The sequence below is a fragment of the Microcoleus sp. AR_TQ3_B6 genome (assembly GCF_036702785.1).
Classification (GTDB): domain Bacteria; phylum Cyanobacteriota; class Cyanobacteriia; order Cyanobacteriales; family Microcoleaceae; genus Microcoleus.
The window spans coordinates 103,567-127,788 of sequence record NZ_JAUBVJ010000002.1 but is presented as its reverse complement, the minus strand read 5'-3'; the positions used below and the strand labels follow the sequence as shown (position 1 = coordinate 127,788).

The window sequence follows — 24,222 nt, the reverse complement described above, 5'->3', positions numbered from 1 at the left end:
AGTTTCAGATTAGTTTAAGGGATATTTACGATCGCATAAAATTTGAGATTCTTAAATGAGGATAATCTCAGAAATCAGGATACGGCAATGCCGTTTCCCTACAATGAATCGGGGTAGGGACATGGCAATACCCATTGGTGTCAACTTAAGCTTTTTGTCCACCAGTCCTCCCGCCCACCCGGCAGTCCGCCAGGGAATGAATTCCCTGTCTAATAGCTAAAGTCCTCTCAAAGAGGACTGAAGAACTCATTAGTCCTCTTGAGAGGACTTTAGCTTTGAGGCAGGGGTTTCAACCCCTGCCGGACTATCGATTTTACGTTAAGTTGACACCAATGGGCAATACCGTGTCCTCTATCATTCCGGTGCCTTAGCTAAAGACCGGCCGCACAAACAGCCGCACCAATTAACCCTACATTGGGATTCAAAACAAGACGAACCGGCATCATTTCTAACAGCGAATCCATCCGGCCTTTGTGCGTAAACGCTCGCATAAAACCCCCTTCTAGAATCAGCGGCAAAATTTTAGCAGCAATGCCGCCGGCTACGTACAAACCGCCGTAAGGTAACAGTGTCACAGCCAGATTTCCGGCCACCGCACCGTAAGCTTCTACAAACATTTGCATTGTTTGTTCCGAAAGCCGATCGCACTTTTTGAGTGCCGCCTGTGCAATTGTCGCCCCCGGATCGACACTCTGCTCGCTTTTACCGATTTCTGACTCCCATTTTTTAATAACTTCCCCTATCTCCGGCGATTCAGGGGCAAACTTTCTGTCCCGCAAAAACTGGTAAATTGAAACAATCCCTTGTCCCGAAACCACACGCTCGATCGATATTCTTTGAATGTCGTGTTTTGCTAACAAATAATTCAGCAATTCAAACTCCAACTGTGAACGAGGAGCAAAGTCACCGTGTCCCCCTTCCGAAGAAAAAACCCTGATGCCATTTGCCTCGGGAATTGCAAAACAATTTCCCAAACCAGTCCCCGCACCAATCACAGCAATTGGATCGTGTTGGCGGGGTTTTCCGACTTGCAAAATGTGCAAATCTTTAGCATCCAAACCCCACACGCCGTAGCCAACCGCCACAAAATCATTAATTAAACTAACGTGTGATATTCCTAACTCCTGTTCCAGACGCTTCCCATCCAGCACCCAAGGCAAATTAGTCAGTTTTGCAGTGTTGTTAACCACCGGGCCTGCGATCGCAAAACAAGCTTTTTCAGGTACAAGCGGCCCCTTCAACTTAATAGCAGCTTCCGTCAAAAACTGCTCCACCATCGGCACTAAATCTGGAAACTCCCCGCTGGGATAGCGAAACTCATAAAGAGCGTTCATTTCACCCTTAACAGTCCTTTCCACTAAGCGCAAAATTGTCTTAGTTCCGCCAATATCGCCCGCTAATAATAATGCCATAAATCTTTTTTTCAACCACAGATAACCTTCCCCATTTAAACACCCACAGTATTAATTGCCAACCAAGCCCGCAGCACCTCAGCCACAGTCCAAGCTTGAGCCGTGCAGCCCCGCGGCGAGTGGGGGGCGTCGCCCTCAAAAATTTCGCCCAGACTGCCAACTCCCCCGGCCCTTATATGATGTGCCATCGGTTCGAGGAATTCGCTCGCTTGTGCTGGGTTTTTGTATACGTGCAGGTGCGCCAAGACAAACGGGCCAATCAGCCAGCCCCAAGCTGTGCCCTGGTGGTAGGCGCTGTCCCGCTGCAATTGGTCGCCTCCGTATGCCCCGCGATACTGCGGGTGCTGCGGCGAGAGGCTGCGGAGGCCGACAGAAGTCAGAAGCTGTTGAGCGCAGCCGTCCACCACGCCGCGTTGCTGGATGGGCGTCAGTAACGGTGTATAGCGGGTTTCCTGGCGCATCCCCGCTGACGAGGAGTTGGGGGAGTGAGGAGGAATCGAGTCTAGCGGCAGGGATACGGCGAATATCTGGTTGGGCCGCAGGGAACTATCGTGTCCGTCGGGGCCGTCGAGAACGTCGTAACAGTAACCGGTTGAGGCGTTCCAGAAGCGAGGGAATCCGGCGGCCGTTCGATCGCCCAATTGCTGGTATTCATTGTGAGGCTTGCCCAGTTTTCGAGCAAAACTTGCCATAGCTTGTATAGCATTGTACCAAAGCGCGCTGAGTTCGATCGGCTTACCAATCCGAGGCGTCACCACCCAATCGCCGATTTTCGCGTCCATCCAAGTCAGTTGCACGCCCTTTTCGCCGGCGTAGATTAAACCGTCATCGGGATCGAGGCGGATCTTATACCGAGTTCCCTGTATGTGCCAGTCAATAATCTCACATAATGTCTGCCAGAGTTCGCTCAAAAGTTCCTCGTCCCCCGTGGCATCGATATAAGCGCGAATTGCCTCAAAGTACCACAGGGTGGCGTCTGCGGTGTTGTATTCCGGTGCGCCGCCCGCATCCGGGAAGCGGTTCGGCAGCATTCCCCGATCGATATACCGCGCAAATGTCCGCAAAATCGAGCGCGCAATGGACCATCGCCCGGTACAGATTGTGAGACCGGGTAGGGCGATCGTCGTGTCGCGCCCCCAGTCGCTGAACCAGGGATATCCGGCGATAATCGTTTTGCCTTCGGGTTCCTCCGGTAGCGGGCGGCTGACGATAAATTGGTCGGCGGCTAGCACTAACTGATCGATCCAGTCGGGAGAGTCGCTCACTTTTGACCAGTTTTGCAGCAGTTCTCGATCGGCAGCGCGGCGCACTTCTAAAGCTTTACCGCCGTTGAGTTCGGGATTTTTCTCGGTGCTCGCTATCAATGTCAGAGAACTTCCCGGTGCGATCGTCATGTGAAAAGTCGCCGCGTGCAAGTGATCCTCGCTGCAGTCCAATCCGCGCCGCTTTTCCGCTGCCAAATCAAATCCGTAGTACCAATTGTATAAAGGCGCAGAAACTCGAAATTTTGCCTCGGCTTCGGCATCCGTCAGCAGGTACAGGGGTGCAGACTCGGGAAATGCCGTCACGCAAACCCCGCGTTCCATGGTTTCTAGGCTCATCTGCCAGTCGCCGGCGCGAGTTGTGTGGTGGTAGTCGCGATAGTTGATCAGGGCTTTGACAGCGAGGGCGATCGGTTGTGAGGCGCGGTGCAAGCGGTATTGAATATATGTTGTGTTAGCACCTTGCTGCATCCAAATCCGCTTTTCCAGGATAGCGTCGGCGAGAGCAAACCTCCAAACAGGCGTCGTGCCTTCGAGGTGAAAGCTTTCGATGTAGTTGTAGCCGTGAGGTTCCATCGTCGCGTCGGCCCAGCGGTTTGTATAAAGCGGATAGGCGCGATCGTGATACACAGCCGTCTCGTCCAGCTTGGCGAGGATCAAAGTGCGTCCCAGCGGGGGTTTGAGGGCGGCTACCAGCAGGCCGTGATAGCGGCGCGTGAGGAGACCCGCGATCGTACCGCTAGCGTAACCGCCGATCCCGTTTGTTACCAACCACTCCCGAGACTCCGCCGAGTCGAGATTGCAGCAGATTTCCCTTCCAAAAGCCATAACCATAAGATGCACACTCGCGCTAATTAGTTATCTATCTTTAGGTATATTTTAAACATATAAGCAAGAAATATTAACCCTTCCAGGCGGTTCTATTGGCGATCGGGATCGGGGTGCAGATTCATGCTCTAATTTAGAGATAACCAACCGCTACTTTTGCCTTGTAGACAATTCTAGCCTTTGATGGCTCTATCGAAAGTTAGTTGTTTGTTATATTAAGTAATATTACCGTCTAAACAGGCGCGGAACGTTAAGGGCAAAGCATTTGATAGCGCGTCGGGCGATCGAACCACCAACCTATTTTATAAGGAGAACAGCTCAAAGTGAAGATAGGAGCAAATTACCTCGGCAACAACCAATGTGAATTTACCGTTTGGGCGCCCACCCTCAAACAAATAGCAGTCCAAATAGTTTCCCCAAAAAAACGCCTGATACCCATGCAACAATCAGCAGAAGGTTATTGGCAAACCACAGCTACAGACATCAAACCAGGAACCCTTTATACCTACCAACTCGAAGGAAAAATAGACCGACCAGACCCAGCCTCAAAATATCAACCCCAAGGGGTACACGCCCCGTCGCAAGTAATAGATCAAAACCTCTTTACTTGGACTGACACAAATTGGCAAGGCGTGCCGCTAGCCGAAATGATTATTTACGAACTGCACGTCGGCACCTTCACCACAACCGGAACATTTGAAGCAATAATTCCCCAGCTAAAACAACTTAAAGAATTGGGAATCACCGCCATCGAAGTAATGCCAGTAGCCCAATTCCCGGGCGAACGAAACTGGGGATACGACGGCGTATATCCCTACGCCGTCCAAAACTCCTACGGTGGTCCCGAAGGCTTCAAAAAACTCGTCAACGCCTGCCACGAACACGGCATTTCAGTAATTCTCGATGTAGTTTACAACCACCTCGGCCCCGAAGGAAACTACCTCAGTCAATTCGGCCCCTACTTTACATCAAAATACGGCTCAATTTGGGGAGACCCCCTCAACTTCGACGACGCCTACAGCGACGGCGTGCGCAACTATTTTATTCAAAACGCCCTCTACTGGTTTCGAGACTTTCACATCGATGCCCTGAGATTAGATGCAATTCAAGCAATATTTGAAGTAGGTGCCCGACCTTTTTTACAAGAACTATCTGATGCCACCTCCGATATTTCCCAAGAGCTAGGACGGCAGATTTACTTAATAGCCGAAAGCGATTTAAACGATGTCCGCACTATACGCCCTAAAGAACTCGGTGGTTTCGGATTAGACGCCCAATGGTGCGATGATTTCCACCACGCACTGCACACCTTGCTCACCGGAGAAAACGACCGATACTACCAAGATTTCGGCAAGTGCGAACACTTAGAAAAAGCCTTCAAAGAAAGCTTTGTTTACTCCGGCCAGTACGCACCCCACAGAAAGCGGAAACACGGCAGTTCAGCCAAAGATGAACCCGGTCATAAATTTCTGGTGTTTTCCCAAACCCACGACCAAATCGGCAACCGCATTTTGGGAGACCGACTCTCGAAAATAGTTGACTTTGAAGGATTGAAACTCGCAGCCGGCACAGTCTTAATTTCTCCCTACATTCCCTTCTTTTTTATGGGAGAAGAATACGGAGAAGAAGCCCCGTTTTTGTACTTTGTTTCCCACTCAGACGCTGACTTAATTGAAGCTATCCGCAAAGACAAACAACAAGAATTTAAAATCTTTGAAGGGCGAGGCGAGTTTCAAGACCCCCAGAGTCCTGAAAGCTTCGAGAAGTGCAAGTTAAACTGGGAAAAACAAACAGAAGGCAAACACAAAATCCTCTGGGAATGGCACCAACATTTGATTAAACTGCGGCGGACAATACCGGCCCTTAAAAAGCTCGACAAAAACAGTCTAGAAGTGTCCAGCATTGAAGCAGAAAAAATCTTATTTCTACGTCGCTGGACAGATGACAGCCAGATCTTCTGCATTCTAAACTTCAACAGGCAAGATGTAGCTTTTACGGCTGCACTTCCCCAAGGCTACGGTCACAAAATTTTAGACTCTGCTGATGTAAAATGGATGGGTTCAGGTTCTAGCTTGCCTGAAAAGATAAATTCAGAGCAAGAATTAACTGTTAAACCGCAGAGTTTCGCACTCTACGAATTAGAGTAATTAAAACGGGAGGCAGAGCCTCAAATACAGGCGTTCCCAGGCTCTTCCTACGAACAAGAAACGCGAGGCAGAGCCTTTCTCGTTTTCTCGTTTTTCTCGTTCCCAGGCTCTGCCTGGGAATGCAGTCCCGGAGGCTCTGCCTCCTATATTAAAATAGAAAAAAAACCAGGAGTAAAATTAACATAATGCGAATCCCCACAGCAACTTATCGAATTCAATTTCATGGAGGTTTTAACTTTGAAGCCGCCAAACAAATCCTTAGCTATTTGGAAGAATTAGGAATTACCGACCTTTACGCTTCGCCGATATTTAAAGCTAGAAAAGGCAGCAGTCACGGATACGATGTCGTTGACTCAAATCAGATCAATCCCGAATTGGGAACATCAGAAGACTTTGAAGCGCTTACATACGAAATCAAGAAACGGAACATGGGATGGGTGCAAGATATTGTCCCGAATCACATGGCTTACGACACTCAAAACTTGCTGCTGTTAGACGTATTGGAACACGGGCCGGATTCCGACTATTTCGATTACTTCGATATTGAATGGAATCACGCTTACGAGCATCTCAGAGGTCGAGTGCTGGCTCCGCATCTGGGCAATTTTTATGGAGAGTGTCTGGAAAATGGCGAGATTCAACTCAAATACAGCGAAATTGGGCTAACCATCAATTATTATAGCTTACAATTACCAGTAAAAATTGAATCTTATGCTAAATTTATCAGTCATAATTTGGGGCATTTAGCCAGGGAATTAGGCAGACGACATCCAGATTTTATCAAGTTTTTGGGAATTCTTTATTTGATTAAAAATACCTCTTCAGAAACTAAAGGTAAAGCCAGATACGATCAGATAGCTTTTGTCAAAGGACTGCTGTGGGAACTCTACAATCAAAATCCCTTGGTGCAGGAATTTATCGATGAAAATATCAAAGTTTTTAACGGAGAAAAGGGCAATGCCGAAAGTTTTAATTTGCTGGACGATTTGCTTTCCGACCAGTTTTACCGTCTGTCTTTCTGGAAAGTGGGGGCAGAAGAAATTAACTACCGAAGGTTTTTTACAGTCAACGACCTGATTTCGGTAAAAGTTGAAGAGGTTAAAGTTTTTCACAAAAACCACGCTCTGATATTCGACCTGGTTGAAGAGGGAAAGTTTACCGGATTGAGAATCGACCACATCGACGGACTGTACGACCCCACAGAATATTTGAACAGGCTCCGGGAGAGAACCGGAGATACTTACATTACTGTTGAAAAGATTCTGGAACACGAAGAATATTTGCCGTCATATTGGCCGATTCAGGGAACGAGCGGCTACGACTTTTTGAACTACGTAAATGGCGTTTTCTGTCGGCGCGATCGCGAACAGCAATTTAGCGAAATATATCAGAGATTTACTCGCTTGAACGTGCCTTACGAACAGTTATTTTTAGATAAAAAAGGGCTGATTGTTGAGAAGAATTTGGCGGGAGATGTAGATAATCTGGCTCAACTATTGAAGAATATCTCCGGTCAATCCAGACAGGGAAACGACTTTACTCGTCCCGGTTTGGAAAAAGCATTGGCTGCTGTTTTAACGATTTTTCCAGTCTACCGAACTTACATCAATCAAGACGGTTTGAGAGAGTCCGATCGCACTTACGTACAATATGCGATCGCCCATGCCAAAGAACAAGTACCGCGACTCCTCAAGGAACTTAAATTTATCGAGACGCTGCTGTTGCTCGAAGAAGAAGAAACCCTAACAACCGAACAAAAAGAGCAGCGCCGGCACTTTGTAATGAAGCTCCAGCAGTTGACAGGGCCTTTGATGGCAAAAGGCGTTGAAGACACGCTTTTATACGTCTACTATCGGCTTTTATCCCTCAACGAAGTGGGAGGAAACCCCAGTCAGTTCGGCGTTTCCGTGGCGGATTTTCACGAGTTCAACCAAAAGCAGCAAGTAGCTTGGCCGCACAAAATGAATGCTACAGCTACCCACGATACCAAACGCGGCGAAGATGTGCGAGCCAGACTTAACGTTTTGTCAGAACTTCCCGATGAATGGGAACAGCAAGTCAAGTCTTGGAGAGAGCTAAACTCTTCTAAGAAAGTCAACTTTGTGAATCGAATGGTTCCTAGTACTAATGACGAATACTTCTTGTACCAAACTCTGATCGGGAGTTTTCCATTTGAGGGAATAGAAAACACTGATTATGTCGATCGCCTGAAAGATTATGTCATTAAAGCTGTCCGCGAAGCCAAAGTCTATACGGCTTGGCTGAGACCCGATAACGACTACGAAGCTGGTTTTATGACCTTTGTCGATAGCGTTCTAGAACCTTCGGAACAAAATCAGTTTCTCAAGAAATTTACACCTTTCTGGAAAAAAGTAGCTACTTACGGAATTTTCAATTCTTTATCTCAAACGCTCCTGAAAATTACTGCTCCGGGCGTTCCCGACCTTTATCAAGGAACGGAATTTTGGGATTTAAGCCACGTCGATCCGGATAACCGCCGTCCCGTTGATTTTGCCCGCAGAATCGAGGTTTTGCAGGAAATTAAACAGCAAGCTCAGACGGATATTTTGCAACTGGTTGAGGATTTGATTGAGACGCGGGAAGATGCTAGAATTAAGCTGTTTTTGACGGCAAGAACCCTAGAAGCCAGAAAAAAATACTTGGAAGTCTTTAAATCAGGCGACTATCAGCCCCTGCAAGTAGGGGGTACGTTTAAAGATAATGTTGTTTCCTTTGCCAGAACTTTTGGAGATACTACAGCTATTGTCATTGCTCCCCGGTTTTTGGTGGGAATTGTCAAACCGGAAGAAATGCCGATCGGTAAAGAAGTCTGGAAAGATACTAATCTGGAATTGTCCGAGGAAATGCCGTCGGTTTGGAAAGATGCGATTACAAATCAGGCCATAGAAAGCAACGGTAAGCTGGCAATTGGTGAAGCTCTCAGTTACTTTCCCGCAGCTCTGCTGATCGGTGAAAAATAGCAATTCAATAGTCTGCCCTGGCGGACTTGGTACAGCTAGCGGCAGGTTGAAATCTGTCGCTTTTTTAGTGATAATCATACCAGGAAAGCTCTTTTAGTAGCGGGATGAAGAGCAAAATGCGATCGCTCGTCTAAACCGAAACCAGTACCGCAACCCGACGCTGCTGATGGGCTTACCTATTTGTCCTAGACGAATTTATTGCCGAAGCCGATGCTGCGATCGACCGCCCAGCAGTTTATAATGATACACCTCCAGCACTGTCCGATCGCGATCGAGCTTTTTCACTGTCAGTCATCGAAAACCCGCCAGCACCGTCTCAAGGATTGATCGCATTATTTGCAGATTATTAAACAAAACAGTAAAGCGTGTGAATGGGACTATTAACCGTCTCGAAGATACAGCAGAGTGCAGGTTTATGAAGTACACCAGCCTATCGATCAATCCCCCGTAGGGACACGGGGTACTCGCGGTGTCTAAAGCTGCACTCGCTCGACCTGGGATGCGCTGTATAAACCGAAGTACGAGCAGTCTTAGAAAAAACCCATTTAATTCGGGAAATACAGAATTAGATACCTATCTCAAACGCAATGCAAAGCAGAACATCGGCTTCGTACTGTTAGAACTTTTGTAGCTTTATTCTGTGAAAATAACTACATAAGAGCAGGGTATTATGCTTGCAGCGCTAATTTACTTGACCGAAAACAGCTAGGGTACAAGCCCCCGGATTCATTCCGAAAGCAGACTCAGGACGGAGCGACAAAAAAGCTCCGACTCCCGATCGCGAGCCCCCGGATTTATCAGTGGGGTTGCTTTCTTCAATTCTTTAATCTAAAATCTAAAATCTAAAATCGAGCTCGCGAGCCGCCGGATTTATTAGTGGGGTTGCTTTCTTCAATTCTTTAATCTAAAATCTAAAATCGATCGATGCAAGGTAGAGCGTCGGGAAAGCGGTTACTACGTCATGCCTTCGAGAAGGCACTGAAGTTATCCCAAAATATGGAAATTTATGCCGTCATAGTAGATGCTATTGACGAACAAGCTAAAGAATTTTACAAAAAGTGCCGTTTTTGGGAGTATCTTGATCCTCCTTTTTCACTGTTTATTCAGATAAGTAAAATTAAACAAGCAGCAAATTGGTAGCTCTTTAACTCATGACTCTAACTGATAAATTTTACTTTTATTTGGCAGCCGCTCCAGCGATCGCCCCTACCAACCAAACAAAATTTATACAACAAAGACGGCAAATACAACACAACGTATACGGTTTGCCACAATACCCGAATCGATCGAACCCCGTACATTAGGAAGAGTAAACAAAAGCAGTCAGCAACTGTAGCGGTGCAAGCCTGACGGATTGCAACCGTCCCCCAACAGGTTCGGTAAATACCCCTTCATCGCAAGGTCTACCGCCCGCAGTATAGAGATAAGCACCCTATCGAAGACTGTATTAAAGCAGGACTCACTACCCGTAAACCGCGAGGTAAAATCGCAGTCCTGAATAACCAGACTATCGCACAGATAGAAAACCAAAATTTTGTAGAGATTGGAGCCGGAACACCCCTATGGGAAAAGTAGTTGGAATTGACTTAGGTACGACAAACTCCTGCGTCGCAGTTATGGAAGGCGGCAAACCCACCGTCATAGCCAACGCCGAAGGGGGTCGCACCACACCTTCTGTAGTAGCTTATGCTAAAAATGGCGATCAACTTGTCGGACAAATCGCCAAGCGTCAAGCCGTGATGAACGCCGAAAACACCTTTTACTCAGTAAAACGGTTTATTGGGCGTCGCGTTGATGAAGTAGCGCACGAAACCACTGAAGTTTCCTACAAAGTCCTCAAAGTTGGCAACAGCCTCAAACTAGACTGTCCCGCCCGTGGCAAGCAATTTGCCCCAGAAGAAATTTCTGCACAAGTTCTCCGCAAACTGGTAGAAGACGCCAGTAAATACCTCGGCGAAACAGTCACCCAAGCGGTAATTACTGTTCCCGCTTACTTCAACGACTCCCAGCGCCAAGCTACGAAAGACGCTGGCAAAATTGCCGGCATTGAAGTGCTGCGGATTATTAACGAACCTACAGCAGCAGCTTTAGCTTACGGATTAGATAAAAAGACCAACGAAACCATCCTAGTGTTTGACTTAGGTGGCGGTACTTTCGACGTATCTATTCTAGAAGTAGGCGACGGCGTATTTGAAGTGCTCGCAACCAGTGGAGACACTCACCTCGGCGGTGACGACTTCGACAAAAAAATCGTCGATTACATCGCTAATGAATTCCAAAGAGCCGAAGGAATTGACCTCCGCAAAGACAAGCAAGCACTCCAACGCCTGACGGAAGCAGCCGAAAAAGCCAAGATTGAACTTTCGAGCGTTACTCAAGCCGAAATCAACTTGCCGTTTATTACCGCGACTCAAGACGGGCCAAAACACTTGGACATGACTTTGACGCGGGGCAAATTTGAAGAACTCTGTTCCGATTTGATCGATCGCTCTCGCATCCCCGTAGAAAATGCGATCCGCGACGCCAAATTAGACAAATCTGCAATTAATGAAGTCGTCTTAGTTGGCGGTTCGACGCGCATTCCTGCCGTGCAAGAACTGGTCAAAAAAATCCTGGGCAAAGAACCCAACCAAACGGTAAACCCGGACGAAGTGGTCGCAGTCGGTGCAGCAATTCAAGCCGGCGTACTCTCCGGCGAAGTCAAAGACATCTTGTTGCTCGACGTTACCCCGCTGTCTCTTGGCGTCGAAACCTTGGGCGGCGTGATGACCAAAATCATTCCCCGCAACACCACTATTCCTACCAAGAAGTCGGAAACTTTCTCGACTGCTGTAGACGGCCAAACAAACGTGGAAATTCACGTTTTGCAAGGCGAACGAGAAATGGCGAGCGATAACAAGGATTTGGGAACCTTCCGCTTAGATGGAGTTCCGCCGGCACCCCGTGGCGTACCTCAAATTGAAGTTACTTTCGATATCGATGCTAACGGTATTTTGAATGTAGCTGCTAAGGATAAAGGTACTGGTAAGGAGCAATCGATTAGCATTACTGGTGCTTCTACTTTGCCCAGCAATGAAGTCGAGCGCATGGTGAAGGAAGCCGAATCGAATGCTTCTGCTGACAAGGAACGTCGCGAAAAGATCGATCGCAAAAACCAAGCCGACTCTTTAGCTTATCAAATTGAGAAGCAGTTGGCAGAACTTGGAGACAAGGTTCCTGCAGATGACAAGACTAAGGTTGAAGGCTTGATCAAAGACTTGCGCGATGCGATCAACAGTGAAGATGACGATCGCATTAAAACCTTGACAACCGAGTTGCAGCAAGCCTTCTACGCTGTCAGCAGCAACCTGTACCAGCAAGCAGGCGGCCCGACTGACGGTCCTGGTGGCCCTGGTGGTCCTGGTGGCCCTGGTGGCTATGCAGGCGGCGGCCCCACTGGCGGCGGCGACGACGTGATTGACGCCGACTTCACTGAAGGCAAATAGAAGGCTAAACTAAAAGCCCGCAGCTAGAAGCAAGAAACCCGGTTTTGAACAGAAACCGGGTTTCTGTTCATTCAAAAACAAACAAAAGCCGATCGACTAAAATTACTAAAAATATTGCTTGAGGCATAGTGACACAACTCAAATATGCTTCAGTAAATATCATAAACTAGCAGTAATATCGCACTCGAGACTAATTAAATGTCACGTTCTCCTCTACAAAACTCTTCCCCAAATCCTCCCAACAAATCCCAGATTGCATCCTTGCGGCGTCTGCGCCAAATCAGCCACTTACTTGACAATGCAATTCCCATTCCCGGTACCCCTTACCGCATCGGACTCGATCCGATATTGGGACTTATACCGGGCGGCGGCGATTTAATCGGATCGATTTTTGCAGGTTACGTAGTCTTCAAAGCCGCGCAACTCGGAGCACCGCGAGAAACTCTAATACAAATGGCTGCTAACATCGTATTTGATACAGTTGCCGGTACTGTACCCGTTGCCGGAGACTTGTTAGATGTTACTTGGAAAGCTAATGTCAAGAATATAGAATTGCTGGACGCTCATTTAGGTTCCCCCGATACCGGGAAAAAAGCTGACTGGCTGTTTGTCGCTGCTTTGCTGTTGGGTTTGATGTTAATTGTCGGAGGCGTGATTTTCTTGAGCCTCCTGCTTTTTGCCTGGGTATTCCGAGCATTGACAGGGCAGTGATTTTGCGTTTTAGGGTAAAAATAATAAATAACTCTAGCTGTGTCAGGTTAAAAGAACCTAATCTGGGATAAATTGTACTTAAAAATTTTCGTGTATGTCTATAACCAGGGCCAGTCAATATTTAGATTACGCAAAATCAGCCAGAGAAGAAATTTTTCAGCACATAAATCAACCTCTCTGGCATCATAAAAGTCTCAAAGATGTTAGCAAAGTAGTCATTATTCTATCCTCGCCACGTAGCGGGAGTAGTCTCCTTTTTCATCTCCTCAGTCACACAGAACAATTGCTTTCGCTTAATGGAGAACATACCACTTATTACAAACTTAATGGCTACAGTTTTCCGTTTCGCAACTTTCAATCAGATTGTCTGGACAATCCAAAGATAAGTAAGTCTGACTTAAATAATTTTTACCGGAATTTTTTATCATCTGTCGGTGTAGGTTCTGAAGACGTAATTTCGAGGCCGGAAAAATTGAAAAATTTCACTCAACTTATGGCTTTAACGCTACCTATGCAATGGCCCCAATTGGATATATCAGCCGAACAGTGGTTATGGTATATTGCAGAAGCTTGTAGACAATACTTTCACGAACATTCAACATGGAATTCATCTAGCTTTCCGATCGATATCTTAAAACTATTATTGATTAATAATCCGGGATTAAATCCTTTTTACTACGATATAAAATTATCTTTATTAAAGTCCCACTTCCCAAATATTAGTTATCCAAAAGCACCACCTAATCCCCACTTTTGTATTGAAGAGCCTCCTTTTATTGTTATCAAACCCCGCCGTCGTCCAACTTCAGAGGAAATTAGCAGCAAGCCTTGGTTGTTAAAAGCTTCAATTGATGCTTTTCGTCTTCCCCTACTCAAGCACCTGTTTCCCAATGCCGAGTTTAAAATCATTCATCTTACTCGCTTTCCCGCAACAAGTATTAACGGTCTCTATGACGGCTGGAGTCACAGAGGATTTTTCTCTCATAATTTAGAGGGGATTGCTAAATTAGCAATCTCTGGATATTCGGATCTCTATGAATGGGGGAAACATTGGTGGAACTATGAACTCCCGCCCCAATGGAAAAAGGTAATAAACCAACCTTTAGAATATGTTTGTTGCTTTCAGTGGTCTAGTCCACATCAGGTAATTTTAGAAAGTTTAGCACAAGAGAAAAAAAATAACATTTTGAGAGTTAAATTTGAAGATATTATCTCATCTTCCCAACAGCGTCTACTGACAATTGGTAGAATTTTGGAATTTATCGGAATTGGCGAAGATAAGGATCTCAAAAGGGTTGTTGACGAAATGCAGCCAGTGAGGTGTTCAGTCCCAGCAGATGAGACTAGATGGCTTAATCGTAAATCCCTAATCCTGCCAGTTATCAATCAAAAATCTATTCGCCAATTAACAAATGAATTGGGATATGAAAATAGGGAAACGTCCTTACTTACATCTTGCATCTAATTGCTAGGTTCTGTTGTGAATTTTTACGAGATTAGTGGTATACCTCCTAATAATGTCAGGGAGGTGTCTATGAGTTACACGAAACGCATCAGGGCTACTACGTGGACGAAGCTCTACGGATATTTGGTGGAATTTCCACGGATACATACTGGCGATGAAGGCAAGACGAACCAGTTAGTGGAAACGGTGTTTTGGATAGTTCGCAGTGGATCGAGCATAGCGTTTGCTGCCCAAAGAATATGGCAACTGCAACGTGATAGATGTGGCAGAAATCCGACCTATTGAGCAGAGTCTATTAAAGCACTTCGGAGACATCAAAAACCAGGCAGCATCTCACTTTTGTCAAAAGTGAGATACTGCTTGGTCTGTGACCTAAATCGAGGTGAATCAGCACTCTTGTTATATCTCAAATGGGTTTTATAATATAAAGCGATCGCCCTCTCTCGACCCTAAAATATATATATATATTAAGGGTATTGACAAATATTATTAAATGTGTAGTGTCTCTTTTCTGTGAAACTAGCTATTTACCAGCTAGCCGTTGAGTCAGATATAGTTATATAATCCAGACTATAATATCAATTTGATATAAATGCTTGAATTATCAGCCCTTGGGCTGCTACAGTTGCAACCCCTGCATGGCTATCGGCTAAAGCAACAACTGGAGCTGTTTATGAGCAGTTGCATCAGCGTCAACTACGGAGCGATTTACCCGCTGCTGAAGCGCTTGGAAGAGCGAGGGGACATATCGGTAATTGCCGAAGAAGCCGGAGATGCGGGCTGTCCGCGCAAAATCTACGGAATTACCGCCCAAGGGCGCGAACTCTGGCGGCAAAAAATGCTCGAACACCCTCAAGAAAGCTGGGTTAACAGTGGTTCCCGGTTCCGAATCAAGTTTTTCTTTTTTGGGAACTTAGAAGCCGAAGAACGGATGAAATTGTTGGAACACCGCTTGCGAGCCTGTTACACGCGGCAAGACTACATCGAAAACCTCAAGAGAGAATATCCACTAACCGACGACTATCAATTCGCCTCTCGCGATCGCTGCAAGTCAGTGCTGGCCTCAGAGATAAATTGGTTAACCGAGCAACTAGCCAAAGAAAGAAGCGCGATCGCCCGAGTGCGTGACTCCCCAACCTCCCCTGAATCCGCTGAGTCCAAGGGAAAATCCTTCCAACTCAGCCACTCAGGTAAGCCATAATCAGGTCTAATCTTCCCTGCCGATCGTAACTTTTGAGAGTTGACATACTCACGCCCGCTAAAGCAGGGGTGATTCTTGACAGTTCATCGGGTCTTGCTACCGAAGTAGTCTTGCAGTCCCTCCCTGTCCGTTTAAAGTCTCCCAATGCCCTATGGCGACTTTTACTCTTGCCGAACGGGTTAGAGTCAACCATTGCCCTTCTAGCTGTCTTTAAGTTTGCTCTCATCGTAGCTGTTTCAACGTGTCTTGAGCCTAAAGATCCTTTGAGTATTCAGCATTTTAATACAAAGCCGTCCTAAAAGGACAGGGTTTTAAACCCCTCTTCCCGATCGAAGCAAAGATTCCGCCAAAGTCTAGCTAAGTCTGATGTTAAAAAAAATCTAACTGGTGCTGCAAATGAGTTATCCTAAATCCCCAGAATCCGTGGTTGAAGCCCAAGAGCAAAAATCTGCCACACCGGAACTGCACCCAACCGATGCAGACAGCGATCGACCACAGGAGTTTGTTACCGTTGCCGATAGCCCCGAACCTGTTGATAAACCACGATCGCGCTGGCCCCTAATTGCCGCGATCGCGATCGCCGCAGGCGCAGCAGGTTTTGGCTGGTACTCGTGGCAATCGGGTCATAATCGCCCACAGCAACCTGCAGCAGCAGCCCAACCCAAAGCCATACCAGTCAAGCTCGCAACCGTAGAAGCCAGCTCAGTCCAAGAAGCCTCCGAATTTGTCAGCAGCTTAGAGGCCAAGCGTTCAGTAGAAATCAAACCCGAATCAGAAGGGCTAGTCACCGAGATTTTTGTCAAATCCGGGGACTTCATAAACAAAGGACAAGCCATCGCCCGCATGAAAAGCGACAGCGCCCAAGCTGACTTGAGGCAATCTCAAGCCAACCTGATCCGCGCTCAATCACGATACGCCGAATTGCAAGCAGGCACCAGGCCCGAAGAAATTGCCCAAGCTCGAGCCCAAGTCGCCCAAGCCCAAGCCAACCTCGCTCAACTGCGATCGGGCTCTCGGCCAGAAGAAATAGGCCAAGCCCAAGCCCGCGTCGCCCAAGCCGAAGCCAACCTAGCCGACGCCCAAACAGGTAGCCTCTTAGAAGACATCGCCCAAGCAAGAGCGCAAATAGAAGCAAGCACAGCCGAAGCAAAGTTAGCCACCCAGCAGCTTGCCAGATATCAGGCCTTGGCCAAAGAAGGCGCAGAATCCGCGAACACCCTCGAGGAATACACCCAAAAAGCAGGCACCGCCCAAGCCAACCTCCGAGAAGCTCAAAGGCGGTTCGAGCAGCGGCAAAAAAACAGACAAGCCGAGATCGAGCGCCGGACAGCAGCCTTGCAACAGCAGCGCCAAGCTTTGCGGCAATTGCAAAACGGTTCGCGCCCAGAGGAAATAGCCAAAGCCGAAGCAGAAGTCGCACAAGCCAAGAGCAGATTAGCGCAGTTAGCCAACGGCACTCGCCAAGAACAGCTCGATCAAGCTGAAGCGCAAGTTGCCGAGGCCGCCGCTCAGGTGCGCGGCTTTGAAGTACAACTACAAGAAACTGCTGTCATCGCGCCCTTCGCGGGAGTCATCGGCGACATACCAGTGAAAGTAGGTGATTACTTGCAAAAAGGTGATGCCATTGCCACCCTGACTGAGAACCAATTGCTGGACTTGCGGTTATCAATTCCTTTGGAACGGCAGCCTCAATTACGCTTAGGGCTGCCAGTACAAATGCTCGACGCTCAAGGCAAGGCGATCGCCCAAGGTCAAATCAGTTTTATCTCCCCCAACGTCAGCGCCAATTCCCAAACAATTTTAGCTAAAGCCACCTTTCCCAACCCCAGCGGCGAACTGCTTAATCTCCAGTTTGTCAAAGCTAAAGTCATCTGGAAACAGAACCCCGGAATTTTAGTTCCAGTAACAGCAGTCACTCGCTTAGGTGGGGAAACTTTTGTCTTCACAGCTCAAAAGCCCCAACAGCCACAACCTGGAACGCCACCTTTAATAGCGCGCCAAAAAGCCGTGAAATTGGGAACCATTGAGGGGAATAATTATCAAGTTATCGAAGGTTTGCAACCAGGCGACAAAATTGTTGTAGCAGGCATCCTTAACCTGACAGACGGTGTTCCCATTATGGCTCAAGAGGAAGGGAAAGGAGCAGGGGAAAAATTACCAGTAGAAAGCAAAAAATAAGGTATGTAGTTGCGTTTCAGCGCTCTTAATTCACCTCTTAAGAGTGCTAAAGTGCAACTACATACCTTAGGTGACACTACTTGATTGCTCCGCTCTTAAAAAGGGGGCTATTTGATTTTTTGACTGAAGTGCAATTAGGAATTAGCAATTATCAACTAATATCGTTTCCGGTTGCATCAGAATAATCAAATTAAGTCAACAGTTAACACTCAACCATTCAGTTTTTCGACCCGCCCGTCAACAGTCAACAGTCAACAGTCAACAGTCAACAATTACGGACGGTACAACCGGAATTGATATAACAACTACCCATTACCAAAATAATGTTTGCAGATTTCTTTATTAAACGACCAGTCTTTGCTAGCGTCTGCGCCTTAATTATTATCTTGGTAGGCGCCATCAGCATTCCCACCCTACCTATCGAGCGCTTCCCCGACATTAGCCCTACCCAAATTAACGTCACATCTAACTATAGCGGGGCGAGTGCTGAAATTGTCGAAAATGCAGTTACCAACATTCTAGAAAGGCAAATTAACGGCGTTGAAGGACTAAAATATCTAACTTCCAGTAGTAGTAACGATGGCACCAGCACCATTACAGCTACTTTTGATGCATCGCGCAACAAAGACATTGCCGGCGTCGATGTTCAAAATCGAGTTGCAGTTGCTCAGCCACAACTACCAGATGCCGTACAACGCACCGGAGTTAGAGTTACAAAACAATCTACAAGTCTCCTATTAGCGATCGGTTTATTTACCGAAAATAAAGAATACGACACCATATTTTTAAGCAACTACGCTGACCTATATTTAGCAGATGCCTTAAAAAGAGTAAAAGGGGTTGGCGACGTGCGAATTTTTGGGGAAAGACGCTATGCAATGCGTTTATGGATAGATCCCAATAAATTAGCAGCTCGCCGTCTCACAATGCAAGATGTAACGAGAGCTCTCAACGAACAAAACTTGCAAGTTGGTGCTGGGAGAATTGGTCAAGAACCTGCTCCACAGGGACAAATGTATCAAATTGACTTGCGTGCTGAAAGTCGCCTCAAAGAACCAGCAGAATTTGAAGAACTCGTCATCAAAACAGAGACAAATGGAACGTTAGTTAAATTAAAAGATGTAGGGAGATCCGAACTAGGGGCAGAGAATTACAGCTCATTTCTGCGATTTCGAGGCAATGATGCAGTAGGTTTAGGGATTTACCAACTGCCTGGAAGTAATGCTTTGAATGTTGCCCATGCCGTCAAAATCGAAATGGAAAAACTAGCTAAAAACTTCCCTCCGGGGTTGATCCATAGAGTAGCGCTGGACACGACTTTGTTTGTAGAAGAGTCGATGGCAGAAGTAGTCAAGACATTATTTGAAGCAGTCTTGCTAGTGGTGATAGTGATTTTTGTTTTCTTGCAAGACTGGCGCACCACTATTATTCCTACCATCACAATACCAATTTCTTTGATTGGGACGTTTGCCTTTATCAAAGTTTTTGGATTTACTATTAACAGTTTGTCTCTGTTTGGTCTGACCTTAGCGACGGGGTTAGTGGTTGATGACGCTATCATTGTAGTAGAAAATATTGACCGCCTGATTCGCCAAGGGATGAATGCCCGCCAAGCGGCTTTTGAGTCAATGCGGGAGCTGTTTAGCGCTGTAATTGCGACTTCTTTAGTGTTGATGGCAGTGTTCGTGCCAGTGGCATTTTTCCCCGGAACTACGGGAGCGCTTTATAAACAATTTGCGCTGACAATTGCTTTTTCAGTATTGCTTTCTACCTTTATGGCTATTACTCTCACGCCCTCACTTGCAGCTATATTACTGCGTCGAGGTCCGAAGTTTGGGGGTCCGATAGGTTGGGTTTTTGACCGTTTTAATGTAGTTCTCGATTGGGTACAGCGGCAATATCGGAAATCCTTAATATTTCTCACAGGAATTAAGACTATTGTCACCCTCGTGTTCATCGCTTCTCTGGGAGTAACAGCTTGGCTTTATTTATCAGTGCCCACGGCATTTATCCCGGAAGAAGACCAGGGCTATTTTCTGACAATTATTCAAGGACCCCAAGGTGTTTCCCTGCAATACACTCAGAAAGTAATGGACCAAGTAGAAGCAGAAATCCTCAAACTTCCTGAAGTTGTCGGGACTTTTTCAGTGGGTGGATTTGGTTTTAGCGGTAGCACTTCTAATCAAGGCATTATATTTACTACACTTAAAGCCTGGAAAGAACGTCACGGAGAAGATCAAACTGTACAAGCGATTATTGGTAAGTTGCGGGGTAAGTTTTTCGGGATTCCAGAAGCGAGAATTTTCCCTGTGAATCCGCCTGCTATTCAAGGTTTAGGTCAATTTGGGGGTTTCCAATTTCAATTGCAAGACCGCAAAGGTAACAGCGGTTTAGATTCCTTAGTCCAGACTATGGGCGGGATTTTAAAGCAGGCCAATCAGACACCGGGATTGCAGGCGGTATTTAGTACGTTTGCTGCGAATACGCCTCAGTTAATTGTGGAGGTTGACCGCAATCGAGCTAAGGCTCTAGATATTCCCATTGATGATGTTTTCAGTACGTTACAAACGGGTCTGGGTGCTCAGTATGTGAACGATTTTAACCTGCAGCAGCGCAACTATCGGGTGTATGTTCAGGCGGATAAACAGTTTCGTGATAACCCTGAAGATATTGGGAAATTGTATGTGCGTTCTGGAAAGAATGAAATGATTCCTTTGAGCAATTTGGTGAAGATAACTCCGGTGGTGGGGGCGCAAACTGTTAACCACTACAATTTATATAGGTCAATTGAAATTACTGGTACTCCGGCTCCGGGTTCGAGTTCTGGACAGGCGCTAAAATCGATGGAAAAGGTGTCGGCTCAAGTTTTGCCGTCGGGTTTTGGCTATGAATGGTCGGGGAGTTCTTTAGAAGAAATTGAGTCGGGGGGTCAAGCACCGATTATTTTCGGTTTGGGGCTGATTTTTGTGTTTTTGGTTTTGGCGGCTCAGTACGAAAATTATGTCGATCCTTTCATTATTTTGCTATCGGTGCCTCTGGCGATTTTGGGTGCACTTTTAGCTCAGTCGTTGCGGGGTTTGGCGAATGATGTTTATTGCCAGATTGGTTTGGTGATGTTGATTGGATTGGCTAGTAAAAACGCGATTTTAATTGTGGAGTTTGCGAACCAGTTACGGGAGCAGGGATATTCAATTGCTAAGGCGGCAGTTGAGGCTTCTCAAGAGCGTTTACGACCGATTTTGATGACTTCTCTGGCTTTCATTTTGGGTATTGCTCCTCTGGTTAACCCAGAAGGTGCGGGTGCAGCTAGCCGCCGATCGCTGGGGAATGCGATCGCGGGGGGGATGGTTGTTTCTACTGTCTTGAGTTTGTTTATAGTGCCGGTGCTGTATGTGGTGGTTGTCTCGGCTCGCGATCGCTTTAAGAAGCGCGATCGGGTAGAAAATATCCCCGAGGATGGCACAATTTTGAACGGCAAAACAACTCCCCACGAGGAGATTGAACGCGACAAAGTATCGCCGTTTTAGTTGGGAAGTGGAAAAGGCGATCGTTTTGTAAGTAGGATTGGTGCGATCGCCCAAAACCCACCAATCCCGCATCAAAACCCCCAAAGTCCCCAGATTACTCCGGGAATCAATCCCAAATCCCAAATCCCCAATCGAAAATCTCAAATCTCAAATCTCAAATCCCAAATCCCCAATCCCCAATCGAAAATCTCAAATCTCAAATCCCAAATCCCCAATCCCCAATCGAAAATCTCAAATCTCAAATCTCAAATCCCAAATCCCAAATCCCCAATCGAAAATCCAAAATCTAAAATCTAAAATCGATTGACGCCGGCCCCCATCTGCGGCTAGGCTTGGAAGTGAGAGGTTGCTTGCTTGTAGAGGAGGCAGCCCGCGTCGCCCAAAAATCTAGTTGCACTGCCCAAAGCTGTTGATACCAGCAATGGACAGCTAACCGCCAAACTGAAAGCACCAGTCTGGAGGCTAACGGAAGATTGTAACATCCTCTGTAGCCGCCTTGCTATGCGTTGAGCTGCGGGGCGGCTGGGTTTTTGGGTTTTTCTAGAAAACCCAAAAGCAGGAGAACATAATAAGCTGTGTTGCATCTAGATTGCCTATGGTATTAGAGAGGGAGAGGGTCCGATGGGGATCGGGGGAGAGGATTTGACGATTTTTGATCGGGACTCGAAATATACAATTTAAATGCACAACAGTTTATGTCACAGGAATTGGTGCCTGAGGATAACAAATCCGAGCGCCCAAATGACGACTCAGCAGCAGTATCGGAACAGGAAGTGGTGCTGTTAACGGTTGTCGGTTCGCCCAAGGGTGTCAGGGAAACCATACTCACTTTGTACCGACTAGGATTTGCCCAAGTGGGCGATTGGAGTCCCCTACAACGTGCAGCGAATCCGAAGCAGGTGATGAGCGTGCTGATCCGTCGTTCGGGGGCTAACGGTACACCGCCGAGAAAATCTGAACGGTAAGCTGCGCTGTCATTTTGATTGAGTAGCTTAGGATTTACGCGCGGGTGGTCAGAAACCGGGTTTTTTTCGAGAATACTTCGTTTTGGTCGATAGATTCGCTAAAAAACCCGGTTTCTAGGCCTCGGAGTATGTCAGTTCTGTCTGAAAGTCGCATCCCCATAAGTAGGAGAGGCGACGTTCTTTCCCAGATCGCGGGTACTACTTCTTAGGACCTGACTTTAGCACGTGAATTAGTAGGGCAATTGAGCGGATCAGGATTGCGATCGCTAAGAGGGTTTCAGGAACACTGCCTGTATAAGGTTGTGGTGGCAGATTTGGTTGGAGATGAGTTGGTATAGAAACGATTGGTTCGCTCGTGTAAGTCGTGGGTTGTGTTTGAGACATGGAGTTATTTGTCCTGTAAAACTCTACACTCCAATAGTCTGAAAAGTCTGAGTGAGGTCGAATCTGAGGAATATCTGACTTGATAACTGAGTTCGCAACTGATTTGTGACGCGATCGTTTTGTCCAAATATGCGGAATTATCAGTACCAACTGTGTAATTTTATAAATAAGTAAATCTTGTGGATGAGCCATGACAAGATCCGTCAAAATTAACCCTGATCGCAAGCAGCAAGTTATATCAGCCATTGAACGCAATGGGTTTTTGACTCAGGGGGGCTTAGCAGCACATTTGGGGATAGCTTTATCCACCGTCAGCAACTTCATTAATAGTAAGCCTGTATTTGTATCGACTTTTGAACTGATTTGTGAAAATTTGAACTTAGATCAACGAGAAATTCGTAAACCAATTAAGTCAGATAGCGATACTTCGCCCGAAGATTCTACTTCCCCACAAGGTTTTTATGCCTATGACAATGCTTGGGTAGGTCGAGAAAAGCTTGTAGCTGAACTAAGTCAGAAGCTTCGCGGGTCATGTCGGCTATTGCTCGTTCTGGGACTCACGGGAATTGGTAAAACTGCTTTGGCTGAAAGATTAGCAGTGCAATTGCAAGACTGGTTCTCTGGAGATTGGAAGAACAAGTTACGGCGAGCGAATTTTGACTATGAGGACAAAGCCACAGACTTCGCCAGTGTGGCTTCTAGATGGCTTGAAGAATGGGGAGAGAGACTCTCAGCAGAGGATAAAAAACCAGAGCAACTGTTACAGCGATTAGTCAAACGCTTGCGGGAAAATCGGTATTTAGTCCTCATAGATTCTCTTGAGTACCTATTGACAGGAAATGAAGAGGATGGCTGGGGTGATTTTGCTGATGAGTGGTGGGGTAAGTTTTTTGTTAGTTTGTTTGCAGAATCATCTTGTCAAAGTCGCTTCATTCTTACATCTCAGGATTTGCCAACTAAGTTTGAAGCAGAGTGCGATCGCTACAAAAATCTATGGTATTGCCAACTTTTGAAAGGATTAGAAGTACCTGAACAGATGGCTTTATTTCAAAAAGCTGAACTAGATGGCGATTTGGAATTACCAGATAGTCCCCTGCGAGTAATTGGGGAAGTTTATGACGGGCATCCTTTAGCCTTGCGGACAATCGCTGGAGAAATTAAGGGTTCCTATGGAGGGAACGTTAGGGCTTATTGGAAAGATAACAGTCGTTACATTGAAGAAGTAAAAGAGGCTATTGACGAAGCTCGCAATCAAGGAATAGTTCAAGGAGATGAGGATAGGTGGCAGTTAGCATCATATACTACCGTCTTGCGAAGGAAAGTCAATGAACGGATTGAGAAGACATTTGACAGGCTAAAAAAAGATGTTTATGATGCTTATTTTTTGTTCTGTATGGCTTCAATTTATCGCTGCGAAGTGAAAGAAAAGTGGTGGCTGATTAATTTAGAAGACGAGGGTTACAGTGAGGAGCGGCAAAAAGCAGCAATGCAAACTTTGCGCGATCGGTATTTAGTTGAAGATGGGAAAATTGACGATGAAGATAATCGCCTGGTGGGACAACATAATTTGATTCGCACTGTTGCGATCGCTCACCGATTAAAGCTACCAGAAAACTGAACAAATTAGAGAATTGGACTTTGGACAAAAAGAAGGCAATGGAGAGGGTCTCTGTGCT

The 24,222-nt window shown here is 46.4% G+C and carries 17 protein-coding genes; 12 read left to right on the top strand and 5 right to left on the bottom strand.

Annotated features, from left to right (window positions below):
* Nucleotides 1–371: 371 nt before the first annotated feature.
* Nucleotides 372–1,412, bottom strand: a complete 1,041-nt coding sequence (locus tag QUB56_RS01770; protein ID WP_332952621.1) for a glucokinase — start codon at nucleotides 1,410–1,412, stop codon at nucleotides 372–374.
* Between the two features lie 35 nt (nucleotides 1,413–1,447).
* The gene (locus tag QUB56_RS01765) at nucleotides 1,448–3,508 is read right to left on the bottom strand and encodes an amylo-alpha-1,6-glucosidase (protein ID WP_332952620.1); all 2,061 of its coding nucleotides are present in this window, start codon (nucleotides 3,506–3,508) and stop codon (nucleotides 1,448–1,450) included.
* A gap of 317 nt (nucleotides 3,509–3,825) precedes the next feature.
* On the opposite strand from QUB56_RS01765, the gene treZ reads away from it, so the two are divergent.
* The 8 genes from treZ (at nucleotide 3,826) to QUB56_RS01725 (ending at nucleotide 15,492) form a co-directional block, all read left to right on the top strand.
* Nucleotides 3,826–5,649 carry a malto-oligosyltrehalose trehalohydrolase gene (gene treZ, locus QUB56_RS01760; RefSeq protein WP_332952618.1) on the top strand — a complete coding sequence of 608 codons (1,824 nt, stop codon included), beginning with the start codon at nucleotides 3,826–3,828 and terminating at the stop codon, nucleotides 5,647–5,649.
* A gap of 185 nt (nucleotides 5,650–5,834) precedes the next feature.
* Nucleotides 5,835–8,630 carry a malto-oligosyltrehalose synthase gene (treY, locus tag QUB56_RS01755; protein ID WP_332952617.1) on the top strand — a complete coding sequence of 932 codons (2,796 nt, stop codon included), beginning with the start codon at nucleotides 5,835–5,837 and terminating at the stop codon, nucleotides 8,628–8,630.
* Between the two features lie 924 nt (nucleotides 8,631–9,554).
* Complete coding sequence (locus QUB56_RS01750) at nucleotides 9,555–9,770, top strand: hypothetical protein (RefSeq protein WP_332952615.1); 216 nt, start codon at nucleotides 9,555–9,557, stop codon at nucleotides 9,768–9,770.
* Nucleotides 9,771–10,192: 422 nt separating this feature from the next.
* Complete coding sequence (gene dnaK / locus QUB56_RS01745) at nucleotides 10,193–12,115, top strand: molecular chaperone DnaK (protein ID WP_332952613.1); 1,923 nt, start codon at nucleotides 10,193–10,195, stop codon at nucleotides 12,113–12,115.
* Nucleotides 12,116–12,313: 198 nt separating this feature from the next.
* Nucleotides 12,314–12,826 carry a DUF4112 domain-containing protein gene (locus QUB56_RS01740; RefSeq protein ID WP_332952610.1) on the top strand — a complete coding sequence of 171 codons (513 nt, stop codon included), beginning with the start codon at nucleotides 12,314–12,316 and terminating at the stop codon, nucleotides 12,824–12,826.
* 94 nt (nucleotides 12,827–12,920) lie between these two features.
* Entirely contained in the window at nucleotides 12,921–14,291 is a 1,371-nt protein-coding gene (locus tag QUB56_RS01735; protein ID WP_332952609.1) for a hypothetical protein, read from the top strand.
* Nucleotides 14,292–14,360: 69 nt separating this feature from the next.
* Nucleotides 14,361–14,576, top strand: coding sequence for a hypothetical protein (locus QUB56_RS01730; protein WP_332952608.1), 216 nt, complete (start codon nucleotides 14,361–14,363; stop codon nucleotides 14,574–14,576).
* A gap of 307 nt (nucleotides 14,577–14,883) precedes the next feature.
* A complete protein-coding gene (locus QUB56_RS01725) occupies nucleotides 14,884–15,492 on the top strand; it encodes a PadR family transcriptional regulator (protein WP_332952607.1) in 609 nt (202 codons plus the stop codon).
* Here the strand turns inward: QUB56_RS01725 and QUB56_RS01720 are convergent.
* Nucleotides 15,470–15,718 carry a hypothetical protein gene (locus QUB56_RS01720; protein WP_332952605.1) on the bottom strand — a complete coding sequence of 83 codons (249 nt, stop codon included), beginning with the start codon at nucleotides 15,716–15,718 and terminating at the stop codon, nucleotides 15,470–15,472. The two genes, QUB56_RS01725 and QUB56_RS01720, sit on opposite strands and share 23 nt — an antisense overlap.
* Before the next feature lie 170 nt (nucleotides 15,719–15,888).
* On the opposite strand from QUB56_RS01720, the gene QUB56_RS01715 reads away from it, so the two are divergent.
* Both QUB56_RS01715 and QUB56_RS01710 read left to right on the top strand, forming a co-directional pair.
* Entirely contained in the window at nucleotides 15,889–17,670 is a 1,782-nt protein-coding gene (locus QUB56_RS01715; RefSeq protein ID WP_332952604.1) for an efflux RND transporter periplasmic adaptor subunit, read from the top strand.
* Nucleotides 17,671–17,993: 323 nt separating this feature from the next.
* On the top strand, nucleotides 17,994–21,197 hold the full coding sequence (locus QUB56_RS01710) for an efflux RND transporter permease subunit (protein WP_332952603.1): 3,204 nt from the start codon (nucleotides 17,994–17,996) through the stop codon (nucleotides 21,195–21,197).
* Between the two features lie 326 nt (nucleotides 21,198–21,523).
* On the opposite strand, the gene QUB56_RS01705 is transcribed toward QUB56_RS01710, so the two are convergent.
* The gene (locus QUB56_RS01705; RefSeq protein WP_332952601.1) at nucleotides 21,524–21,781 is read right to left on the bottom strand and encodes a hypothetical protein; all 258 of its coding nucleotides are present in this window, start codon (nucleotides 21,779–21,781) and stop codon (nucleotides 21,524–21,526) included.
* A 111-nt stretch (nucleotides 21,782–21,892) separates the two neighbouring features.
* Here QUB56_RS01705 and QUB56_RS01700 point away from each other — a divergent pair, with 111 nt between their 5' ends.
* Nucleotides 21,893–22,162 carry a hypothetical protein gene (locus QUB56_RS01700; protein ID WP_332952600.1) on the top strand — a complete coding sequence of 90 codons (270 nt, stop codon included), beginning with the start codon at nucleotides 21,893–21,895 and terminating at the stop codon, nucleotides 22,160–22,162.
* Nucleotides 22,163–22,360: 198 nt separating this feature from the next.
* Here QUB56_RS01700 and QUB56_RS01695 read toward each other — a convergent pair whose 3' ends face one another.
* On the bottom strand, nucleotides 22,361–22,546 hold the full coding sequence (locus tag QUB56_RS01695) for a hypothetical protein (RefSeq protein ID WP_332952598.1): 186 nt from the start codon (nucleotides 22,544–22,546) through the stop codon (nucleotides 22,361–22,363).
* Between the two features lie 190 nt (nucleotides 22,547–22,736).
* Here QUB56_RS01695 and QUB56_RS01690 point away from each other — a divergent pair, with 190 nt between their 5' ends.
* Complete coding sequence (locus QUB56_RS01690; protein ID WP_332952596.1) at nucleotides 22,737–24,164, top strand: ATP-binding protein; 1,428 nt, start codon at nucleotides 22,737–22,739, stop codon at nucleotides 24,162–24,164.
* The last annotated feature ends 58 nt before the right edge of the window (nucleotides 24,165–24,222 follow it).